Below are 15,685 nucleotides of genomic sequence, written 5' to 3' on the forward strand. Positions count from 1 at the left end.
TCGATGATTGGCCTGGTCGCTGCCGGTGCGATGCTGCTGATCGCGATCGCGGCGCAGGCTGCCCCCAGCGGCAGCCAAAAAGCATTGCCCATCAATATTCAGGCCAATAACGCCAACTTCACCCAGAAAAGCGGCGTAAGCACCTATACGGGCAATGTCAGCATGATCCGCGGCGGGTTGACGCTGACCGGCGACAAGCTGGTCGTCACCCGCGCCAATAAAAACAGCCCGGTGCAGGCTGTATTGACCGGTAGCCCAGCCCATATCGATCGCAAACCGGACGCCAGCGACAACCAACGCGTCACCGGTCATGCCCATCGTATCGAGTACACCAACGGAACCTCGGTGATCACCTTGCGCGGCAACGCCGTAGTCAACCGTGGCGGCGACCAGATTCAAGGCGCGGTGATCACGCACGATGTCGATACCGGCCAGACCCACGCCGAGCGCGGTTCAGGCCAGGACGACCGGGTGCACATCACCATTCAGCCCGGCGATGGAACCCCCTGATGCGCATGTCCGCTACTGAAACCGAATCCGTCCACGGTACTGAACTGGTCGCCAGTGGCCTGCGCAAGCGCTACAAAGGGCGCGACGTGGTGCGCGGCGTCGACGTACGCGTCGGCCGTGGCGAAGTGGTCGGCCTGCTTGGGCCGAACGGCGCGGGCAAGACCACGTCGTTCTACATGATCGTCGGCCTGGTCATACCCGACGAAGGCGATATCCGGCTCGGCGACCAGCATCTGGCGGGTCTGCCGATGCACCGACGCTCGCAGCTCGGGATCGGCTATCTGCCTCAGGAAGCCTCCGTATTCCGCAAGTTATCGGTAGCGGACAATATCCGGGCCATCCTGCAAGTCCGGCACGATCTGGACCGGGCCGGGGTCGAGCGCGAACTTGCTGACCTGCTGGACGAACTGTCGATCACGCATATCGCCAAATCGAAAGGCCTGAACCTGTCGGGCGGCGAACGCCGGCGAGTCGAGATCGCGCGCGCGCTGGCCGCCAAACCCACCTTCATGCTGCTGGATGAACCGTTCGCCGGCATCGATCCGATTTCGATCGGCGACATTCGTGGCATCATCCGATATCTGCAGAGTCGCGGCATCGGCGTTCTGATCACCGATCACAACGTCCGCGAAACGCTGTCGATTTGCGACCGGGCTTATATTCTGGCCGACGGGGCAGTTATCGCCGAGGGCCGGGGCGAAGATATCTTGTCCGACCAGAAAGTCCGAGAAGTCTACCTGGGCGAGGATTTCCGGTTATGAAACAGTCGCTGCACCTAAATCTTGGACAAACGCTGACGATGACGCCGGCATTGCAGCAAGCGATTCGCATGCTGCAGCTGTCCACGCTTGATCTGAAAAGCGAGATTCAGGAAGCACTGGAATCCAATGTCATGCTCGAGGCCGACGACGGCCACGGCGAAATCGACTCGAACGAAGCCGCCGAAGCACGCAAAAGCGAACGCGAACAGGCCTCGGGCAAGGACAGCGAGATCCCCGAAAACCTGCCGGTCGACGCCGACTGGGACGATATCTATGCCGGCAGCAGCTCGGCACCGTCGAGCTCGGCCTCGAACTCGGAAGACGAGGACTACTGGGACTATCGCCAGGCCAATCTGTCGAGCACGCCCGACCTACATGCGCATTTGGTCTGGCAGGCGGACATGCATTCGTTCACTACCGTCCAGCGCGCGGTTGCCGAAGTGATCATCGATGCCATCGATGCCAACGGCCTGCTACCCGACTGGGACGACGTCGCCGCGCGCCTCGCCGAAGAATTCGACCTCGACGCGCCGGCGATCGACGGGGTGCTGGGCGAGATCCAGAATTTCGATCCGCCGGGCGTGGCCGCACGCGACCTGGCCGAATGCCTGACCATCCAGCTCCAAGGGCTGCCGACCGATACTCCGGGCCGTCCACTGGCACTCACGCTGGTCGAAAGCGAGCCACTGGACCAGCTGGCCGGGCCGAATCTCGAAGCCCTGGCCAAACGACGCTCGCTGGCGCGTCGTGATCTGGACCAGGCGATCGCGCTGATCCAGACGCTGCAGCCGCATCCCGGCGAAGCCTTCAGCCAGCACGAGTCCAATTACGTCATTCCCGAGGTGTTCGTCTCACGCAGCTCGGAAGGCTGGCATGTCGCGCTGAATTCGGACATCGCGCCGAAACTGCGCATCAACAGCCAGTATCTGGCGTTGATCAAGCGCGCCGACAAATCTGCCGACCAGACCACGCTCAAATCGCATCTGCAGGAGGCGCGGTTCTTTCTCAACAGCCTGAAATCGCGCAACGACACCCTGCTCGAAGTCGCCCATTGCATAGTTGAAGCCCAGCGCGCTTTTCTGGAATATGGCGAAGAGGCAATGAAACCGCTGGTACTGCGCGATGTGGCTGAACAGCTCGACATTCACGAATCGACCGTCTCGCGGGCGACGGCCAACAAGTACATGCAGACGCCACGCGGCATCTTCGAGCTCAAATATTTTTTCTCGAGCCATGTGTCGACCACCGACGGCGGCTCGGCCTCGGCGACTGCGATCCAGGCGATGATCAAACGCATGGTCGCCACCGAAGCACCAAACAAACCGCTGTCGGACAGCAAGCTTGCCGAAGCACTGCTCGACAATGGCATCCGGGTCGCCCGGCGCACGGTCGCCAAATATCGCGAAGCCTTGTCGATCCCGCCCTCCCATGAGCGGCGGCGAAAGGTCGGCTGAATCGACCGGACCTTATGAGGTTGCGCTGATATGCTGCGTATGGCTTGTCTGCCGGTTGCAACCGGCCTGAACCGACCGTTTCGGCGGCTGCGCTGTTTCGCATTGGTTGCCCTAGTCCATCCACCGAGCGCAACGACCGGGCGACTCCGGTCGGCGCAGTATCTTGGTTTTTACATTGCCGTATCGCGAAATGGCCGGGCTATTTCGCGATACGGGTCGAGGCACGATGGCGCGTTATCGTGGAAAACCTCGACAGCTCCCGATCCTTGCTCGTCCCACTAAGCTGCCAAGGAGTACGCGATGAATCTGAACATCTCTGGCCACCACATCGACATGACTAACGCTCTGCATGAGTACGTGGCTTCCAAAATGGAGCGCATCGAGCGCCACTTTGACCATGTGCTAGATGCCGAAGTCGTGCTCGAAGTCGAAAAACTACGCCACAAGGCCGAGGTGACCATGCAGCTTCGCGGTGCCACGCTGCACGCCGAAGCGACCAAGGAGGATATGTACGCTGCGATCGACGCCATGGTCGACAAGCTCGACCGGCAGACGCTACGCCATAAGGAAAAGGGCTGCGATCATCACAACCGTCAAGCCCGACACATTGACATGAGTACGGACTAGATGCGGGCCGCCTTGCCCAGCTCGTTATGAATATTGCCGATATCATCGCCCCCGGCCGGGTCCAGTTCGCTGCCGACGTGCAAAGTAAAAAACGCGCGCTCGAGCAGCTCGCCGACATCCTGGCCGAGGGTACGCCTTACCTGACCGCTGCCGATGTATTCAACGGCCTTATCGCCCGCGAAAAACTTGGCAGTACCGGCGTGGGGGACGGGGTCGCCCTGCCCCACGCTCGTCTGAAAGGCATCGACGACTGTATCGGCGCATTCATACGTCTGCCGCAGGGCGTGGATTTCGAAGCCACCGACGAGCAGCCCGTAGACCTGATCTTCGGACTGCTCGTCCCCGAAGCGGCCACCGACGAGCACCTCAAGCTACTGCGCCGTCTGGCCGAAATATTTTCCGAAGCCGAAACCCTCGTGGACCTGCGCGATACCGACGACGACCAGGGTCTGTATCGAACGCTGCTTGATCACGACATCATTACCACCTAGTTTCTATCCCCCGATGGACGACGACCGACCGGACGCCCGCGAAACCGCCGACCGCCGGGTCGCCATCGAGACGCTGTACGAACGCCTCGGCGCATCGCTGGATCTGCAGTGGCCGGAGCCGGCTATCGGCGCTGCCGGCACGCTCGGAGCCACTGAGCATCGAGGCTGGCGGGTACCCACCGTCGGCTATCTCAACTTCATTCATCCGCCGCAGGTCCAGATCGTCGGCAATCCGGAAATCGCCTACCTGGCCGAGCTGTCGGCACCGCTGGGCCAGCATCTGCGCGAGCAGCTGATGAACGGCGCGACGCGCCTGGTAGTCGTGGCCGATGGCCAACACCTGCCCGCCGATCTACATCGGGCGATGCGCGAGGCCGACATCGCCGTATTCACCACGACCGCCAGCGGCCATCACGTCGCCTATCGACTGCGCCATTTTCTCGGCGAAACCCTGGCCCGGCAGATCAGCCTACACGGCGTATTCCTGGAAGTGCTGTCGATCGGTCTGCTGCTGGTGGGCGATCCCGGGGTCGGCAAATCCGAGTTGGCGCTGGAACTGATCAACCGTGGCCATCGACTGGTCGCCGACGACGCCCCGGAATTCGCGCTGCTCGGCCCGGACGACCTGAATGGCGGCTGCCCACCGCTACTGCAGGATTTTCTGGAAGTACGCGGCCTGGGCATTCTCAACATTCGGGCCATGTTCGGTGAGGCCGCCATCAAGCGCCGCAAGCAACTCGGGCTGATCATCCGGCTGGTGCGCGGCGACACCGGCACCCACCCGCCGCCGGACCGATTGACCGGGGCACGCGCGACCCGTGAAATATTGGATACGCCGATTCCTGAAATTACGCTGCCGGTGGCCGTCGGGCACAATCTATCGGTACTGGTGGAGGCGGCCGCCCGCGATCATCTGTTACGTCTGCAGGGCCAGCACAGCGATGAACAGTTCGCGGCCCGCCAGGCCCAAGCCATCGGTGCGCACTGACATGTCGGGTACGCTGCCGAGACGGCAATCCGTCGATCGGCGCTTCGAGATCACTCGGTCGCGGGCGACGCCGCGGCCGTTCGCAGGCAAGATGGGATGACACAACCGTACGAGGGAGCCAATTCATGCGTCTGATCGTGGTCAGCGGCCTGGCAGGAGCCGGTAAATCCGTGGCCCTGAACATGCTCGAGGATCTGGGCTATTACTGCATCGACAACCTGCCGCTGGGCCTATTGCGAGAAGTCTCAGCCGAGACCCTGCAACGCCAGGGGCTGGATTTCGAGCGCCTGGCGGTCGGCGTCGATTCCCGGGCCCGCAAATCCGAGATCGCCGAATTCTCGGCGCGTATCGACGATCTGCGCGATAGCGATCTAGATATCGAGGTCCTCTATCTGCATGCCGATGAAACCACCATCCTGCGGCGCTATTCCGAAACCCGGCGCCGGCACCCCCTGTCCAGCGAACAGCGATCACTGATCGACGCCGTGGCACTGGATGCCGAGCTGACCCAACCGATCGCCAACAAGGCCGATATCTCGATCGATACCAGCCGGACCAATATCCACCAGCTGCGCGATATCATCCGCAACCGGGTGGAAGGCGCATCGAGCGGTGAACTGTCGATTCTGGTGCAGTCGTTCGGCTTCAAGTACGGCCTGCCGCCGGCGGTCGATTTCGTATTCGATGTGCGCTGTCTGCCCAATCCGCACTGGGTCGCCGGCCTGCGCGAGTTCACTGGGCTGGACCAGCCAGTGATCGAGCATCTGGCCCAACAGCCGGCCACCCACGAAATGCGCGACCATATCGTCACGTTTTTCCGTCGTTGGCTACCGGATTTCGCCAGGGAAGACCGGACCTATATTACGGTTGCGATCGGCTGCACCGGTGGCCGACATCGCTCGGTCTATCTGGCCGAACAGGTCGCCGATCAGCTGCGCGGCGAATACAACAACCTTTTGGTTCGTCACAACGAACTGCATTGACCCATGACTGTCGCCAGCGAACCGCAGGCGCCCTCCGTGGCCGGCCTGATGATCCTGGGACACGGCACCCTGCCCCAGGCGCTACGGGACGCCGCCGAACAGGTGCTGGGCTCGCTGTCGCGGCCGACCCGAACGATCGGCCTCGCCAACGACGCTGCCCTCGAGGACACGGCCGAGCACCTCGCCCAAGAACTCGCCGCGCTGGACACGGGCGCCGGGGTGTTGATACTGGTCGATGCGCTCGGTGCGACACCGTATAACGCAGCGCGGCAGGCAATACGAGGCCACGATCAAAGACGGCTGGTGACCGGACTCAATCTGCCGATGCTCATACGTGTCTACAATTATTCGAATCTGGCGCTTGCCGAACTGGCCGAAGCCGCCGTGGCCGGCGGCCAACGCGGGATCGCGGACATGCCGTAGCCGGCTCAAGATCAACCTACAATAAGAGCATCAACATGCCTACTCGGGAACTGTCGATCGTCAACAAGCTTGGGCTGCACGCAAGAGCCGCCAGTAAATTCGTTACGGTCGCCTCGCAGTTCAATGCTCGCGTCACGGTCGTCAAGGACGGTCGCGAAGTCTCGGGAAAATCGATCATGGGTGTGATGATGCTGGCCGCGGCCCGCGGCAGTACGATCCAGGTCACCGCCGAGGGCGACGATGCCGAAGAGGCACTCGACGCACTGGATGGGCTGGTTGCCGATCGTTTCGGCGAAAGCCAGTAGGCGGTCATGAGTCTCTGGCTGTCTGCGATCGGAGCCTCGCGCGGGGTCGCCATCGGGCCGGTGCATCGCATGCACGGCACCGATCTGGATATCCCCGAATACCACCTCGACGATCCGGCCATCGAGACGGAAATCGCGCGATTTCAACAGGCTGCCCACGAGGCCCGTGCTCAGCTGGCCGCGGTCCGCGAACAGATTCCGTCCAACGCGCCGGCTGAAATCGGTGCTTTTATCGAAACCCATCTACTGATGATGGACGACACAGCATTGATCGATACGGTCACAGCCCGTATCCGCGAGGACCGAATCAACGCCGAATGGGCGCTCAAGCTGCAATCCGAAGAATTGATCGATGTCTTCGAGCAGATGAACGACGGCTATCTGCGTACCCGCCGTGACGATATCGCCCATGTGACTGCGCGACTGCAGCGAGTATTGCTCAATCAAGAACATCCGATCGGCACAGGTACTGCCGATCAGAACAGCGACCCGCCAGTGATCGTGGCCGACGAACTCACCCCGGCCGATATCATTCTGCTCCATCAGCAAGGCATCGCCGCGATCGTGACCGAGCATGGTGGGCCGTTGTCGCACAGCGCGATTCTGGCGCGCAGCCTGCGCTTGCCAGCGCTGATGGGGGCGACCGGCGTACGCCGCCTGCTGGTCGACGAAGAAATTGTCGTCATCGACGGCGAGGCCGGCCACTTGCTGGCCGCACCCGATGCAGCCGCCCTGGATTTCTATCACCACCGCCAGCAACGCGATGCCCGCTATCAGCGCATGCTGGCCGTGCTGCGCGACGAACCAGCGGTCTCGGCCGACGGCGTGCACATCGCCATGCTGGCCAACGTCGAACTGCCCGACGACAGCATCGAGGCCGGCCGGGTCGGGGCCGAGGGCGTCGGCCTGTATCGCACCGAATTTCTGTTCATGAACCGCAAGGACACGCCCAGCGAGGAAGAACAGTTGGCGGTCTATCGCCAGGTCCTGGCCTCGACCGACGGGCCGGTAACCATCCGCACCCTCGATGCTGGGGCCGACAAGAGTATTGGCCTGTCCGACAAGGTCGCGCCGAACCCGGCTTTGGGGCTGCGTGCGATCCGACTATGCCTGAAAGAGACCGGCCTGTTCCGGAGCCAGCTGCGCGCCCTGCTACGAGCATCGGCCGAAGGCCGCATGCGCATCATGCTGCCGATGATCTCGACGGTCGGCGAAATGCGCCAGGCTCGACACTTGATCAACGAGGCCGCCGCCGAGCTCGCAGCCGAGGGGCTGGCCTACGATCGCGATCTACCGATCGGCGCGATGATCGAAGTCCCGGCCGCGGCCCTGGCCGCCCCGACGCTGGCACGCTACTGCGATTTCTTCTCGTTGGGCACCAACGACCTGATCCAGTACACGCTGGCCATCGATCGGATCGACGACGAGATCAACTATCTTTACGACCCCCTACATCCGGCCGTGCTCACACTGATTCGTATGACCATCGACGCCGGCCAAGCGGCTGGCATCAGCGTATCGATGTGCGGCGAGATGGCCTCGGACAAACGCTATACTGCGTTGCTGCTTGGCCTCGGCCTGACCGAGTTCTCCATGCACCCGGCCAGCGTGCTCGAAGTCAAGCGCGCAGTGATGGGCGCCGATGTCGCCCGGCTGCGGCGACGAGTCGCCGAGATCCTGTCGTTGACCGATGCTGCGACCTATCGCGAAGCCCTCGACGGTCTGACCCGGGAACAGCAGATCTAGCCCAGTCGCGCCAGCTTTTACGGGGCGACCGGTCAGGCACTGAAAAAAAACTGATTTTTCGCTATTTTCTTAAGTTCATCGGGGTCTTTGGCGACTTTTCCGGTACGGTACACACGTCCCCGACGGCCTGTATCGCGCGGAACCGCCCGTGCGTGCCAGCCGGATGGACCGGCGAAGGCCGCACAGGACTTCGATCGCACTACCACCCATCCGGCCCCAATGAGGTCCCGCGCATGAGCGAGCCCGCAGCGAAGACCGACCTGATCGAACAACGTCTCGCGTCGCTGGACGCCGCGCTAGAGACCGGCCGTATGCGCCGGCTCAAACCGATGCTGGCTTCGCTGCCACCGGCCGAGATCGCGTTGCTGCTGGAATCGGTACCCCGCTCCAAGCGCGAAGTGCTCTGGGCCCTGGTGCCGGAGGAAGACCACGGCGAAACCCTGCTGCACGTCAACGACGAAGTGCGTGCCGAGCTGATCGACAGCCTGAATCGGGAAGAGCTGCTGGCAGCCGCCGAAGGCATGGCGATCGACGATCTCGCCGACCTGATCGAGGACCTGCCCGAGCAGATCACCCGCGAAATGCTGCGATCCATGGATTCGCAGAACCGCGAGCGGCTCAAGGTGGTCATGGCCTATGCGCCGGACTCGGCCGGCGGCCTGATGAACAATGACACCATCACGGTCCGCCCGGATGTGTCGCTGGACGTGGTCGCCCGCTATCTCAAACAGCGGGCCTGGCTGCCCGACGACACCGAATCGCTGTTCGTGGTCTCTCGTTACGGACGCTATCTCGGCATGCTGCCGCTGGCCAAGCTGGTGACCCTCGATCCCGAGCGCGACGTCTCGGAAGTGATGAACACCGATATCGAGGCCCTAGCCGTCGATGCGCCGGCCTCTCAGGTCGCCAAGCGCTTTCAGGATCTGGACTTGATCTCGGCGCCGGTGGTCGACTCGGAGGGCACGCTGGTCGGGCGCATCACCATCGACGACGTGGTCGATGTGATCCGCGACGAGGCCGAACACAGCATCATGAGCCTGGCCGGCCTGGACGAAGAAGAAGACGTGTTCGCCCCGATCACCCGCAGTGCGCGACGCCGGGCGGTCTGGCTGGGCGCGAATCTGGCCACGGCTTTTCTGGCCTCGCAGGTGGTCGGCCTGTTCTCGGCAGCGCTATCACAGGTCGTAGCCCTGGCCGTGCTCATGCCGATCGTCGCCAGCATGGGCGGCATCGGTGGCACCCAAACCCTAACCTTGATGATCCGTGGTCTATCGCTCGGTCAGATCGGCTTCGCCAACGCACGCTCGTTGCTGGCCAAGGAACTGGCGGTCGCCCTGATTAACGGCGTGCTGTGGGGCATCGTGGTCGGCGGCATCGCCCTGGTCTGGTTCGGCAACATCGAACTGGGCCTGATCATGGCCGCCGCCCTGCTTATCAACCACCTGAATGCTGCGATCACCGGCGTCGGCATTCCACTGGCGATGAAGAAAATGGGCATCGACCCGGCGCTGGCGGGCTCGGTGGTGCTGACCACGTTCACCGACGTGATCGGCTTCGCCGCCTTTCTCGGCCTGGGCACGATTTTTCTCATGCATTGACGGCCGGCGGCCCGGGTTCTTCCGGGCCGCCGGGCGCCCGCTACGATCCGGCGATCGTCATCGATGCGATCACGACTGAGGGCGTACGCAGCGCGGACTGGTATTCGACATCGTTACCGAGCGCGGCGATCCCGGCATACATATCGGCCAGATTGCCGGCCACGGTCGCGTTTTCTACCGGATAGGCCAGCTCGCCGTTTTCGACCCACCAACCGGCGGCCCCTCGCGAGTAATCGCCGTTGACCAAATTCACGCCCTGGCCCATGAGTTCGGTCACTACGAGACCGCGCCCCATCGTCGCGACCAGCTCGTCGAAACCGGCTGCCCCCGGTGTGATATCCACGTTGAATACGCCGCCGGCATTGCCGGTCGTGGTCAGGCCCAAACGGCGCGCCGAATAAGCCGATAGCAGATAGGAACACAGCACGCCATTATCAACGATCGCGCGCTCGCTGGTGGCCACACCATCGTCGTCGAAGCCGGTACTGGCCAAGCCGTAGGGCCGATGCGGATGTTGTACGAGGCTCAGCGCCGATGCGGCGATCGTAGTATCGATCCGATCTTTGAGAAAACTGGCATTGCGATACAGCGAACCACCGCTGATCGCGCCGAGCAGATGGCCCCACAGACTGCGCGCCACCCGAGGCGTGAACAGTACCGGTGCAGTCGTGGTCGGCACGGCCCGTGCACCGAGCCGGCCCAGGGCTCGCTCGGCAGCCTGGGCGCCGACTTGCGCACCGGCTTCCAGGTCGGCCTGGCGACGCGCCTGGGCAAAAGCGATCTCGCGCTGCATCGCACCATCGGCGTCGCGGGCGATCGCGGTACAGGAAATCGCATGCCGGCTGGCTTTTTCGATACCGATAAAACCATGGCTGTTGCCATAGGCACTGATCGCATCCTGGGAAGCCACGGTCGCGCCCTCGGTCTGGGCGATCCTGGGATCGGCATCCAGGGCCGCAGCCTCGATCGCCAGCGCCTGCTCCTGGGCCTGCTCCGGAGTCAGTGCCCAGGGATTATAGAGCTGCAGATCCGGCCAATCGCGCGCCATCAACTCGGCGGCGGCCAAGCCGGCATAGGCATCGGCCTCGGTAAAGCGCGCGATGGTCAGCGCCTGTTCCAGTGCAGCCGCCAGCCCGGCAGGCGACAGATCGGTCGTCGAAGCGCTGCCGCTGGCCTGGCCGCGATAGACGGTCACTCCGGCCGAGCGATCACCTTCGTACTCCAGCGACTCCCGGGCCCGGTCGCGTACCGAGACCGACAGCGCCCTGGAGGCCGACAGGCTGGCTTCGGCCGCATCCGCGCCCTGGCGCTTCGCGCGCGCCAGCATGTCGCTTAGCGCCTCATGCAGCGCAGCTTCGCTGGGCAATTCTCGGGTATCGGCTGAGGCGGCCACGGAATCGGTCATGCAATAGGCTCGACGGTAAGTGCGGATAACGAGCCAAAATAGCCGTCCAACGACCGCCCGTGCAATACGCAGTGGTACGACTACGGGTATCCTGCACGGATGGCCGGTTCGGAATCGACAAAGCGTTCCGCGGCATTGCGCCGCCTAAGCAGTGTGCTGCTGCGCCCGCGCTCGATCAACGGGCTGGTTCTGGCCAGTTTCGCCGTGGTCGCCACGCCGTTGATGGTCGCGATCGTGGCCAGCGTGGTCTATGTCAATGCGCTCAATCAACAGAGCGAACGACTGGTCCGACAGGGGGTCGCTGTGACCCGCGACAGCAAACGGCTCAACAGTCTGTTGATCGGCATGGAGCGCAGCGCACGTCAGTATCGTATTCTCAACGATGCCGACATGGTCGGCCGGTTCCGCGAGCAGGCCCGGGAGTTCGACCAACAGCTCGATTCGCTGGGCCAGCTGCATCTGGATACGGTACCGAGCTGGAACCTGTCGTCGCTGAGCGAACAGGTCCATCTACTGACCCAAAAGATCGGCGACAGTCCACAGCAGACCGATCAAGTGATCCGCGAACTCGGCGATATCCATACCGCCACCCGCGCTATCGCCGAACAGGGATCGGCCTTTGTCGACCAGGAACTCGACCGGCTCCAGAGCACCGCGCGCCGTGCCCGTCTTTTCCTGTTAATCTGCGCTTTCGCGCTGATACCGGCGGTGATCGCGGTCGGCTTGTTTCTGACGTTCGTGATCACCCGCCCTCTGCGCCAGATTTTGGACGCCGTTGGCCACCTGGGGACCGCCGACTTTTCTCGACCGATTTCGATCGTGGCCCCGGCTGCGGAACTCGACCGCCTGGGCGAGCGTCTGGACTGGATGCGCCAGCGTCTGGCCACGATCGATCAGGAAAAGCAGCAGTTCATCCGGCACATGTCTCACGAGCTCAAAACACCGCTGGCCAGCATCCGCGAAGGCACCGAATTGCTGGCCGACGGCTCTGTGGGTGAGTTGAGCGCCGAACAGCACGAAGTCGCCACGATCCTGCAGACCAACAGCCACGACTTGGCCAGCCTGATCGACAATCTGCTGAATTTCGCGGCTTGGCAGCAGCAGCGTACCCGGCTGGACTATACCGAGTTCGACCTGAGCGAACTGATCGCGCGCATGGTCGAGCGCCAAAAACTGACGATCGATGCCCGGAATCTGCATGTCACGCTGCCGCGTTCAGCGGTGCCCATGACCGCCGATATGGATCGCATGCAGCTGATCGTCGACAATCTGTTGGCCAATGCGGTCAAGTATTCGCCAACGGGCGGCACCATTCGAATCGATGCCCAGCACAGCGCGAGCGGCATCGATTTGTATGTCGCCGACGACGGCCCCGGGGTTGCCCCCGAGGAACGCGAGCGGGTCTTCGAAGCTTTTGTGCGCGGCGCTAATCGGCCTGCCGAGGCCAGCGGCGTCACCGGGACCGGTATCGGCCTATCAGTGGTACGCGATTGCGCACGCGCCCACGGCGGGCGGGTCGAAATCATCGATTGGCCGTCCCGGACCAGTGTCTTCCACGTCCATGTGCCTTCGCATTATGTCCCGGCCTGATCGTTCAATCCGCATTATCGGTCTGCTGAGCCTGTTATTCAGCAGCCTAACGCTCAGTGGCTGTAGCCACGACCCGGCCCAGCAGCCGATTCAGCCCAGGCCACCGAAACAGATCTCGTCTCCGGCATTGGCGCTATTAAGCTATGCGCATCGGCTGGCCGAGACTACCCCCTCCGGCCGCGAAGAGGCAGTACGCGCCGCGCGGCACCAGGTTCGCGACAAACCGGATGCTACGTCCTACGCTTATTTGGCCCTGGCGCTGGGAACACCCCACCAGCATTTGTATACCCCGGACGAGGCCGCCCGCTATGCGCAGCTGGCCCTGGATGCCGAAAACGCCCCCTGGGACACTGTCGCGCGTCAGTACCTGAGCGACTACGCCCGACTCTACAGCGAACTGACCGAGCTGCAGGACGACGACGACGAGCAACGCATCAACGATTTGAAGCAGCGTCTGGAAAAAGCGCAGCGCAAGCTCAAGGCTTTATCGAATCTGGAAAATCGCTTGGACAACGTCGAGAACAGCCCGTGACTGCACAGCGACAAGGCCACCTGCTTCTGGTCGACGACGATCCGAGCCTGCGGCGCCTGATGACCATTCGGCTCGAACGGGCCGGCCATACCGTGGCAACGGCCGAAAGCGCAGATCGGGCGCTGAATACGCTCGAGACCTTCCCCGCCGAATGCGTGATCACAGACCTGCGTATGGAAGGCATGGATGGCCTGGATCTGCTGGAACGCCTGGGCGCGAATCATCCGAACATCCCGGTGATCGTGATTACCGCCCATGGCACGATTCCCGAGGCCGTTGCGGCTACCCAGGCCGGCGCTCTGGATTTTTTGGCCAAACCGGTCGACAAGGAAGCGTTGCTCGCGCGCGTCGATCAGGCGCTCGCGCAGGGCGGCGTCGCCGCCAACCAATGGGAGGCCATTTGGCAGGCACGCATCGTGACCCGCTCGCCGCTGATGCGCGAGCGCATGGCCGATGCCCGGATGGTCGCCGAAACTGATTCGAGCGTTTTGATCACGGGCGAATCGGGCACCGGCAAGGAAGTCATGGCGCAGGTCATGCACGAAGCCAGCCCCCGCGCCCAACGCTCGTTCGTGGCGCTCAACTGCGGCGCCATGCCGGAACAACTGCTCGAATCCGAACTGTTCGGCCACGAAAAAGGCGCCTTCACCGATGCCAAGACCGCCCAGCCCGGGCTATTCCGATCGGCCGAAGGCGGCACCATCTTCCTCGATGAAATCGGCGATATGCCGATCGCTTTGCAGGTCAAACTGCTGCGCGTGCTCCAGGAACGCGAGATCCGACCGGTCGGCGGGCAACGCTCGGTCCCGGTCGATGTTCGGGTGATCTCGGCGACCCACCGCAACCTCGATACCGCGATCGCCGAAGGCTCGTTCCGCGAAGATCTCTACTACCGGCTGGCCGTGGTCAGCCTGGCGCTGCCCTCGTTATCGGAACGCCCCGAGGACATCGCCCCGCTGGTGCGACATTTTCTCGATCGCCTGGCCCGACGCTCTGGGCGCCGGGCCAAAGTCTATGCGCCAGACGCCATGGAGCGACTCACGTCTTATGGCTGGCCGGGCAATATTCGCCAGCTCTCCAACGTGGTCGAACACAATGTCGCCTTAACCCGCGGCCCGGTGATCGGCCGCACGGCGGTAGACAAGGCTCTGGCCCAGCACGGGGACGCTGAAGCCACGGGCAACCGTATCCGTCCGCTGGCCGAAGCACGCGACGAGTTCGTACGTGACTATCTGGTACAGCTGCTGCGAATCACCGAAGGCAATGTCGCCCGGTCGGCACGCTTGGCCCAGCGCAATCGGACCGAATTCTACAAACTGCTCAACCGCCACGAAATCGATCCGGCCGACTACAAGCCCTAGCTACAACCCGTAAGTCGCCCCCCCGCCTGGCTTCCCCATCGAACGCAGCGTCGGCGCCACGCGCGGTGCAGACGCCGGCCGCTCAAGGGCCGCACCGAGCAACATATACACAATCTCGCCCGGCCCGCACGACCGTCGGCACGATACCGATAGGCCAATGCCCTGTTTATGCCGGCATAGATGCTGTTGCCTACCGACGACAACAATTGTCTCGATCGAGACTCGAATGTCGCTATTTGGCGACATCAAAAATCGTTCAAAATCAATATTATATTTTTTATATCGCAATTACGTCGTTATTTGACGACGGTTCTCGACACCCAACGCCGCCTTAGTGTCGGAGGCATCGGCCAGCCCCCTTCAATTCGCCATCAAACCATTGATATATATAGCTTTTCAAAACATGGCACGGCGGTTGCTATATCTATTACAAGTTGATGATTTAGGTTTGCTGACTGCACTGATGACGAAAGGGGTTCTTGTTACGGCAATCCTAGTTGCGACGATCATACCGATGATCGCTCAAGGCGCGGACGACGATAACAAGGCGGGTGCAGCACATGCCCCTGCGGCCTGGGCGTCGATGGACGCCAACAGTGATGGCGTGCTTACCCGCGATGAAGTGGCGAGCACCCTCTGGGCACAACGCTTCGATCAAATGGACGCCAACGGCGACGGTCAGGTTACAGAACAGGAGTTTTCAAAGTATCGACAACGCGTAGATCGCCGGCAGAACGCCGAAGATTCTTAAGAGTTGTCGCTAGAGTTCGCGCGTTGCGCGAATCGGTATCGCCTGGTCGGGCCGGTTCTCCCGGTCCCCCCTCGTGCCTCGGCGTTTTCGGCCCGGCCAGAGCGATTTAAACCGATTTCACGTGATGCGCATCTGTTTCGTCGGTCGGGCCGGCGTTTCT

16 protein-coding genes are annotated in these 15,685 nt (G+C 62.5%); 15 read left to right on the forward strand and 1 reads right to left on the reverse strand.

Going from position 1 to position 15,685, the window contains the following annotated elements:
* Positions 1-3 precede the first annotated feature (3 nt).
* The 11 genes from lptA (at position 4) to mgtE (ending at position 9,886) form a co-directional block, all read left to right on the forward strand.
* A complete protein-coding gene (gene lptA / locus V5738_RS13990; protein ID WP_423821428.1) occupies positions 4-510 on the forward strand; it encodes a lipopolysaccharide transport periplasmic protein LptA in 507 nt (168 codons plus the stop codon).
* The gene (gene lptB, locus V5738_RS13995; protein WP_423821429.1) at positions 510-1,271 is read left to right on the forward strand and encodes an LPS export ABC transporter ATP-binding protein; all 762 of its coding nucleotides are present in this window, start codon (positions 510-512) and stop codon (positions 1,269-1,271) included. The genes lptA and lptB overlap by 1 nt, the downstream gene beginning before the upstream one ends.
* Positions 1,268-2,725, forward strand: coding sequence for an RNA polymerase factor sigma-54 (locus V5738_RS14000; RefSeq protein WP_423821430.1), 1,458 nt, complete (start codon positions 1,268-1,270; stop codon positions 2,723-2,725). Before lptB ends, V5738_RS14000 begins: the two co-directional genes overlap by 4 nt.
* Before the next feature lie 300 nt (positions 2,726-3,025).
* Positions 3,026-3,352 carry a ribosome hibernation-promoting factor, HPF/YfiA family gene (gene hpf, locus V5738_RS14005; RefSeq protein ID WP_423821431.1) on the forward strand — a complete coding sequence of 109 codons (327 nt, stop codon included), beginning with the start codon at positions 3,026-3,028 and terminating at the stop codon, positions 3,350-3,352.
* 26 nt (positions 3,353-3,378) lie between these two features.
* The gene (locus V5738_RS14010) at positions 3,379-3,843 is read left to right on the forward strand and encodes a PTS sugar transporter subunit IIA (protein WP_423821432.1); all 465 of its coding nucleotides are present in this window, start codon (positions 3,379-3,381) and stop codon (positions 3,841-3,843) included.
* A 13-nt stretch (positions 3,844-3,856) separates the two neighbouring features.
* Positions 3,857-4,831, forward strand: coding sequence for an HPr(Ser) kinase/phosphatase (gene hprK / locus V5738_RS14015; RefSeq protein ID WP_423821433.1), 975 nt, complete (start codon positions 3,857-3,859; stop codon positions 4,829-4,831).
* A 125-nt stretch (positions 4,832-4,956) separates the two neighbouring features.
* Complete coding sequence (rapZ, locus tag V5738_RS14020) at positions 4,957-5,814, forward strand: RNase adapter RapZ (RefSeq protein WP_423821434.1); 858 nt, start codon at positions 4,957-4,959, stop codon at positions 5,812-5,814.
* A 3-nt stretch (positions 5,815-5,817) separates the two neighbouring features.
* Positions 5,818-6,237 carry a PTS sugar transporter subunit IIA gene (locus V5738_RS14025; protein ID WP_423821435.1) on the forward strand — a complete coding sequence of 140 codons (420 nt, stop codon included), beginning with the start codon at positions 5,818-5,820 and terminating at the stop codon, positions 6,235-6,237.
* A gap of 35 nt (positions 6,238-6,272) precedes the next feature.
* Positions 6,273-6,542: an HPr family phosphocarrier protein gene (locus V5738_RS14030; protein WP_423821436.1), complete on the forward strand. Its 270-nt coding sequence runs from the start codon at positions 6,273-6,275 to the stop codon at positions 6,540-6,542.
* Positions 6,543-6,548: 6 nt separating this feature from the next.
* Positions 6,549-8,288: a phosphoenolpyruvate--protein phosphotransferase gene (gene ptsP, locus V5738_RS14035; RefSeq protein ID WP_423821437.1), complete on the forward strand. Its 1,740-nt coding sequence runs from the start codon at positions 6,549-6,551 to the stop codon at positions 8,286-8,288.
* Positions 8,289-8,521: 233 nt separating this feature from the next.
* Positions 8,522-9,886: a magnesium transporter gene (mgtE, locus tag V5738_RS14040; RefSeq protein WP_423821438.1), complete on the forward strand. Its 1,365-nt coding sequence runs from the start codon at positions 8,522-8,524 to the stop codon at positions 9,884-9,886.
* A gap of 40 nt (positions 9,887-9,926) precedes the next feature.
* Here mgtE and pmbA read toward each other — a convergent pair whose 3' ends face one another.
* On the reverse strand, positions 9,927-11,291 hold the full coding sequence (pmbA, locus tag V5738_RS14045) for a metalloprotease PmbA (RefSeq protein ID WP_423821439.1): 1,365 nt from the start codon (positions 11,289-11,291) through the stop codon (positions 9,927-9,929).
* Between the two features lie 135 nt (positions 11,292-11,426).
* On the opposite strand from pmbA, the gene V5738_RS14050 reads away from it, so the two are divergent.
* From V5738_RS14050 to V5738_RS14065, 4 genes are all read left to right on the forward strand, one after another.
* Positions 11,427-12,881: an ATP-binding protein gene (locus V5738_RS14050; protein ID WP_423821440.1), complete on the forward strand. Its 1,455-nt coding sequence runs from the start codon at positions 11,427-11,429 to the stop codon at positions 12,879-12,881.
* Positions 12,868-13,413 carry a hypothetical protein gene (locus V5738_RS14055; RefSeq protein WP_423821441.1) on the forward strand — a complete coding sequence of 182 codons (546 nt, stop codon included), beginning with the start codon at positions 12,868-12,870 and terminating at the stop codon, positions 13,411-13,413. Before V5738_RS14050 ends, V5738_RS14055 begins: the two co-directional genes overlap by 14 nt.
* Positions 13,410-14,774: a sigma 54-interacting transcriptional regulator gene (locus V5738_RS14060; RefSeq protein ID WP_423821442.1), complete on the forward strand. Its 1,365-nt coding sequence runs from the start codon at positions 13,410-13,412 to the stop codon at positions 14,772-14,774. The genes V5738_RS14055 and V5738_RS14060 overlap by 4 nt, the downstream gene beginning before the upstream one ends.
* Positions 14,775-15,108: 334 nt before the next feature.
* Entirely contained in the window at positions 15,109-15,525 is a 417-nt protein-coding gene (locus tag V5738_RS14065; RefSeq protein ID WP_423821443.1) for a hypothetical protein, read from the forward strand.
* The last annotated feature ends 160 nt before the right edge of the window (positions 15,526-15,685 follow it).

The sequence above is a fragment of the Salinisphaera sp. SPP-AMP-43 genome (assembly GCF_049568105.1).
GTDB lineage: Bacteria > Pseudomonadota > Gammaproteobacteria > Nevskiales > Salinisphaeraceae > Salinisphaera.

Bases quoted from the DNA above. Each gene is read 5' to 3' on its own strand.
- ptsP (WP_423821437.1), top strand. From the start codon at position 6,549: ATGAGTCTCTGGCTGTCTGCGATCGGAGCCTCGCGCGGGGTCGCCATC.
- lptA (WP_423821428.1), top strand. From the start codon at position 4: ATGATTGGCCTGGTCGCTGCCGGTGCGATGCTGCTGATCGCGATCGCG.
- V5738_RS14055 (WP_423821441.1), top strand. From the start codon at position 12,868: ATGTCCCGGCCTGATCGTTCAATCCGCATTATCGGTCTGCTGAGCCTG.
- hprK (WP_423821433.1), top strand. From the start codon at position 3,857: ATGGACGACGACCGACCGGACGCCCGCGAAACCGCCGACCGCCGGGTC.
- hpf (WP_423821431.1), top strand. From the start codon at position 3,026: ATGAATCTGAACATCTCTGGCCACCACATCGACATGACTAACGCTCTG.
- rapZ (WP_423821434.1), top strand. From the start codon at position 4,957: ATGCGTCTGATCGTGGTCAGCGGCCTGGCAGGAGCCGGTAAATCCGTG.
- V5738_RS14025 (WP_423821435.1), top strand. From the start codon at position 5,818: ATGACTGTCGCCAGCGAACCGCAGGCGCCCTCCGTGGCCGGCCTGATG.
- V5738_RS14010 (WP_423821432.1), top strand. From the start codon at position 3,379: ATGAATATTGCCGATATCATCGCCCCCGGCCGGGTCCAGTTCGCTGCC.
- lptB (WP_423821429.1), top strand. From the start codon at position 510: ATGCGCATGTCCGCTACTGAAACCGAATCCGTCCACGGTACTGAACTG.
- V5738_RS14000 (WP_423821430.1), top strand. From the start codon at position 1,268: ATGAAACAGTCGCTGCACCTAAATCTTGGACAAACGCTGACGATGACG.
- mgtE (WP_423821438.1), top strand. From the start codon at position 8,522: ATGAGCGAGCCCGCAGCGAAGACCGACCTGATCGAACAACGTCTCGCG.
- pmbA (WP_423821439.1), bottom strand. From the start codon at position 11,291: ATGACCGATTCCGTGGCCGCCTCAGCCGATACCCGAGAATTGCCCAGC.
- V5738_RS14030 (WP_423821436.1), top strand. From the start codon at position 6,273: ATGCCTACTCGGGAACTGTCGATCGTCAACAAGCTTGGGCTGCACGCA.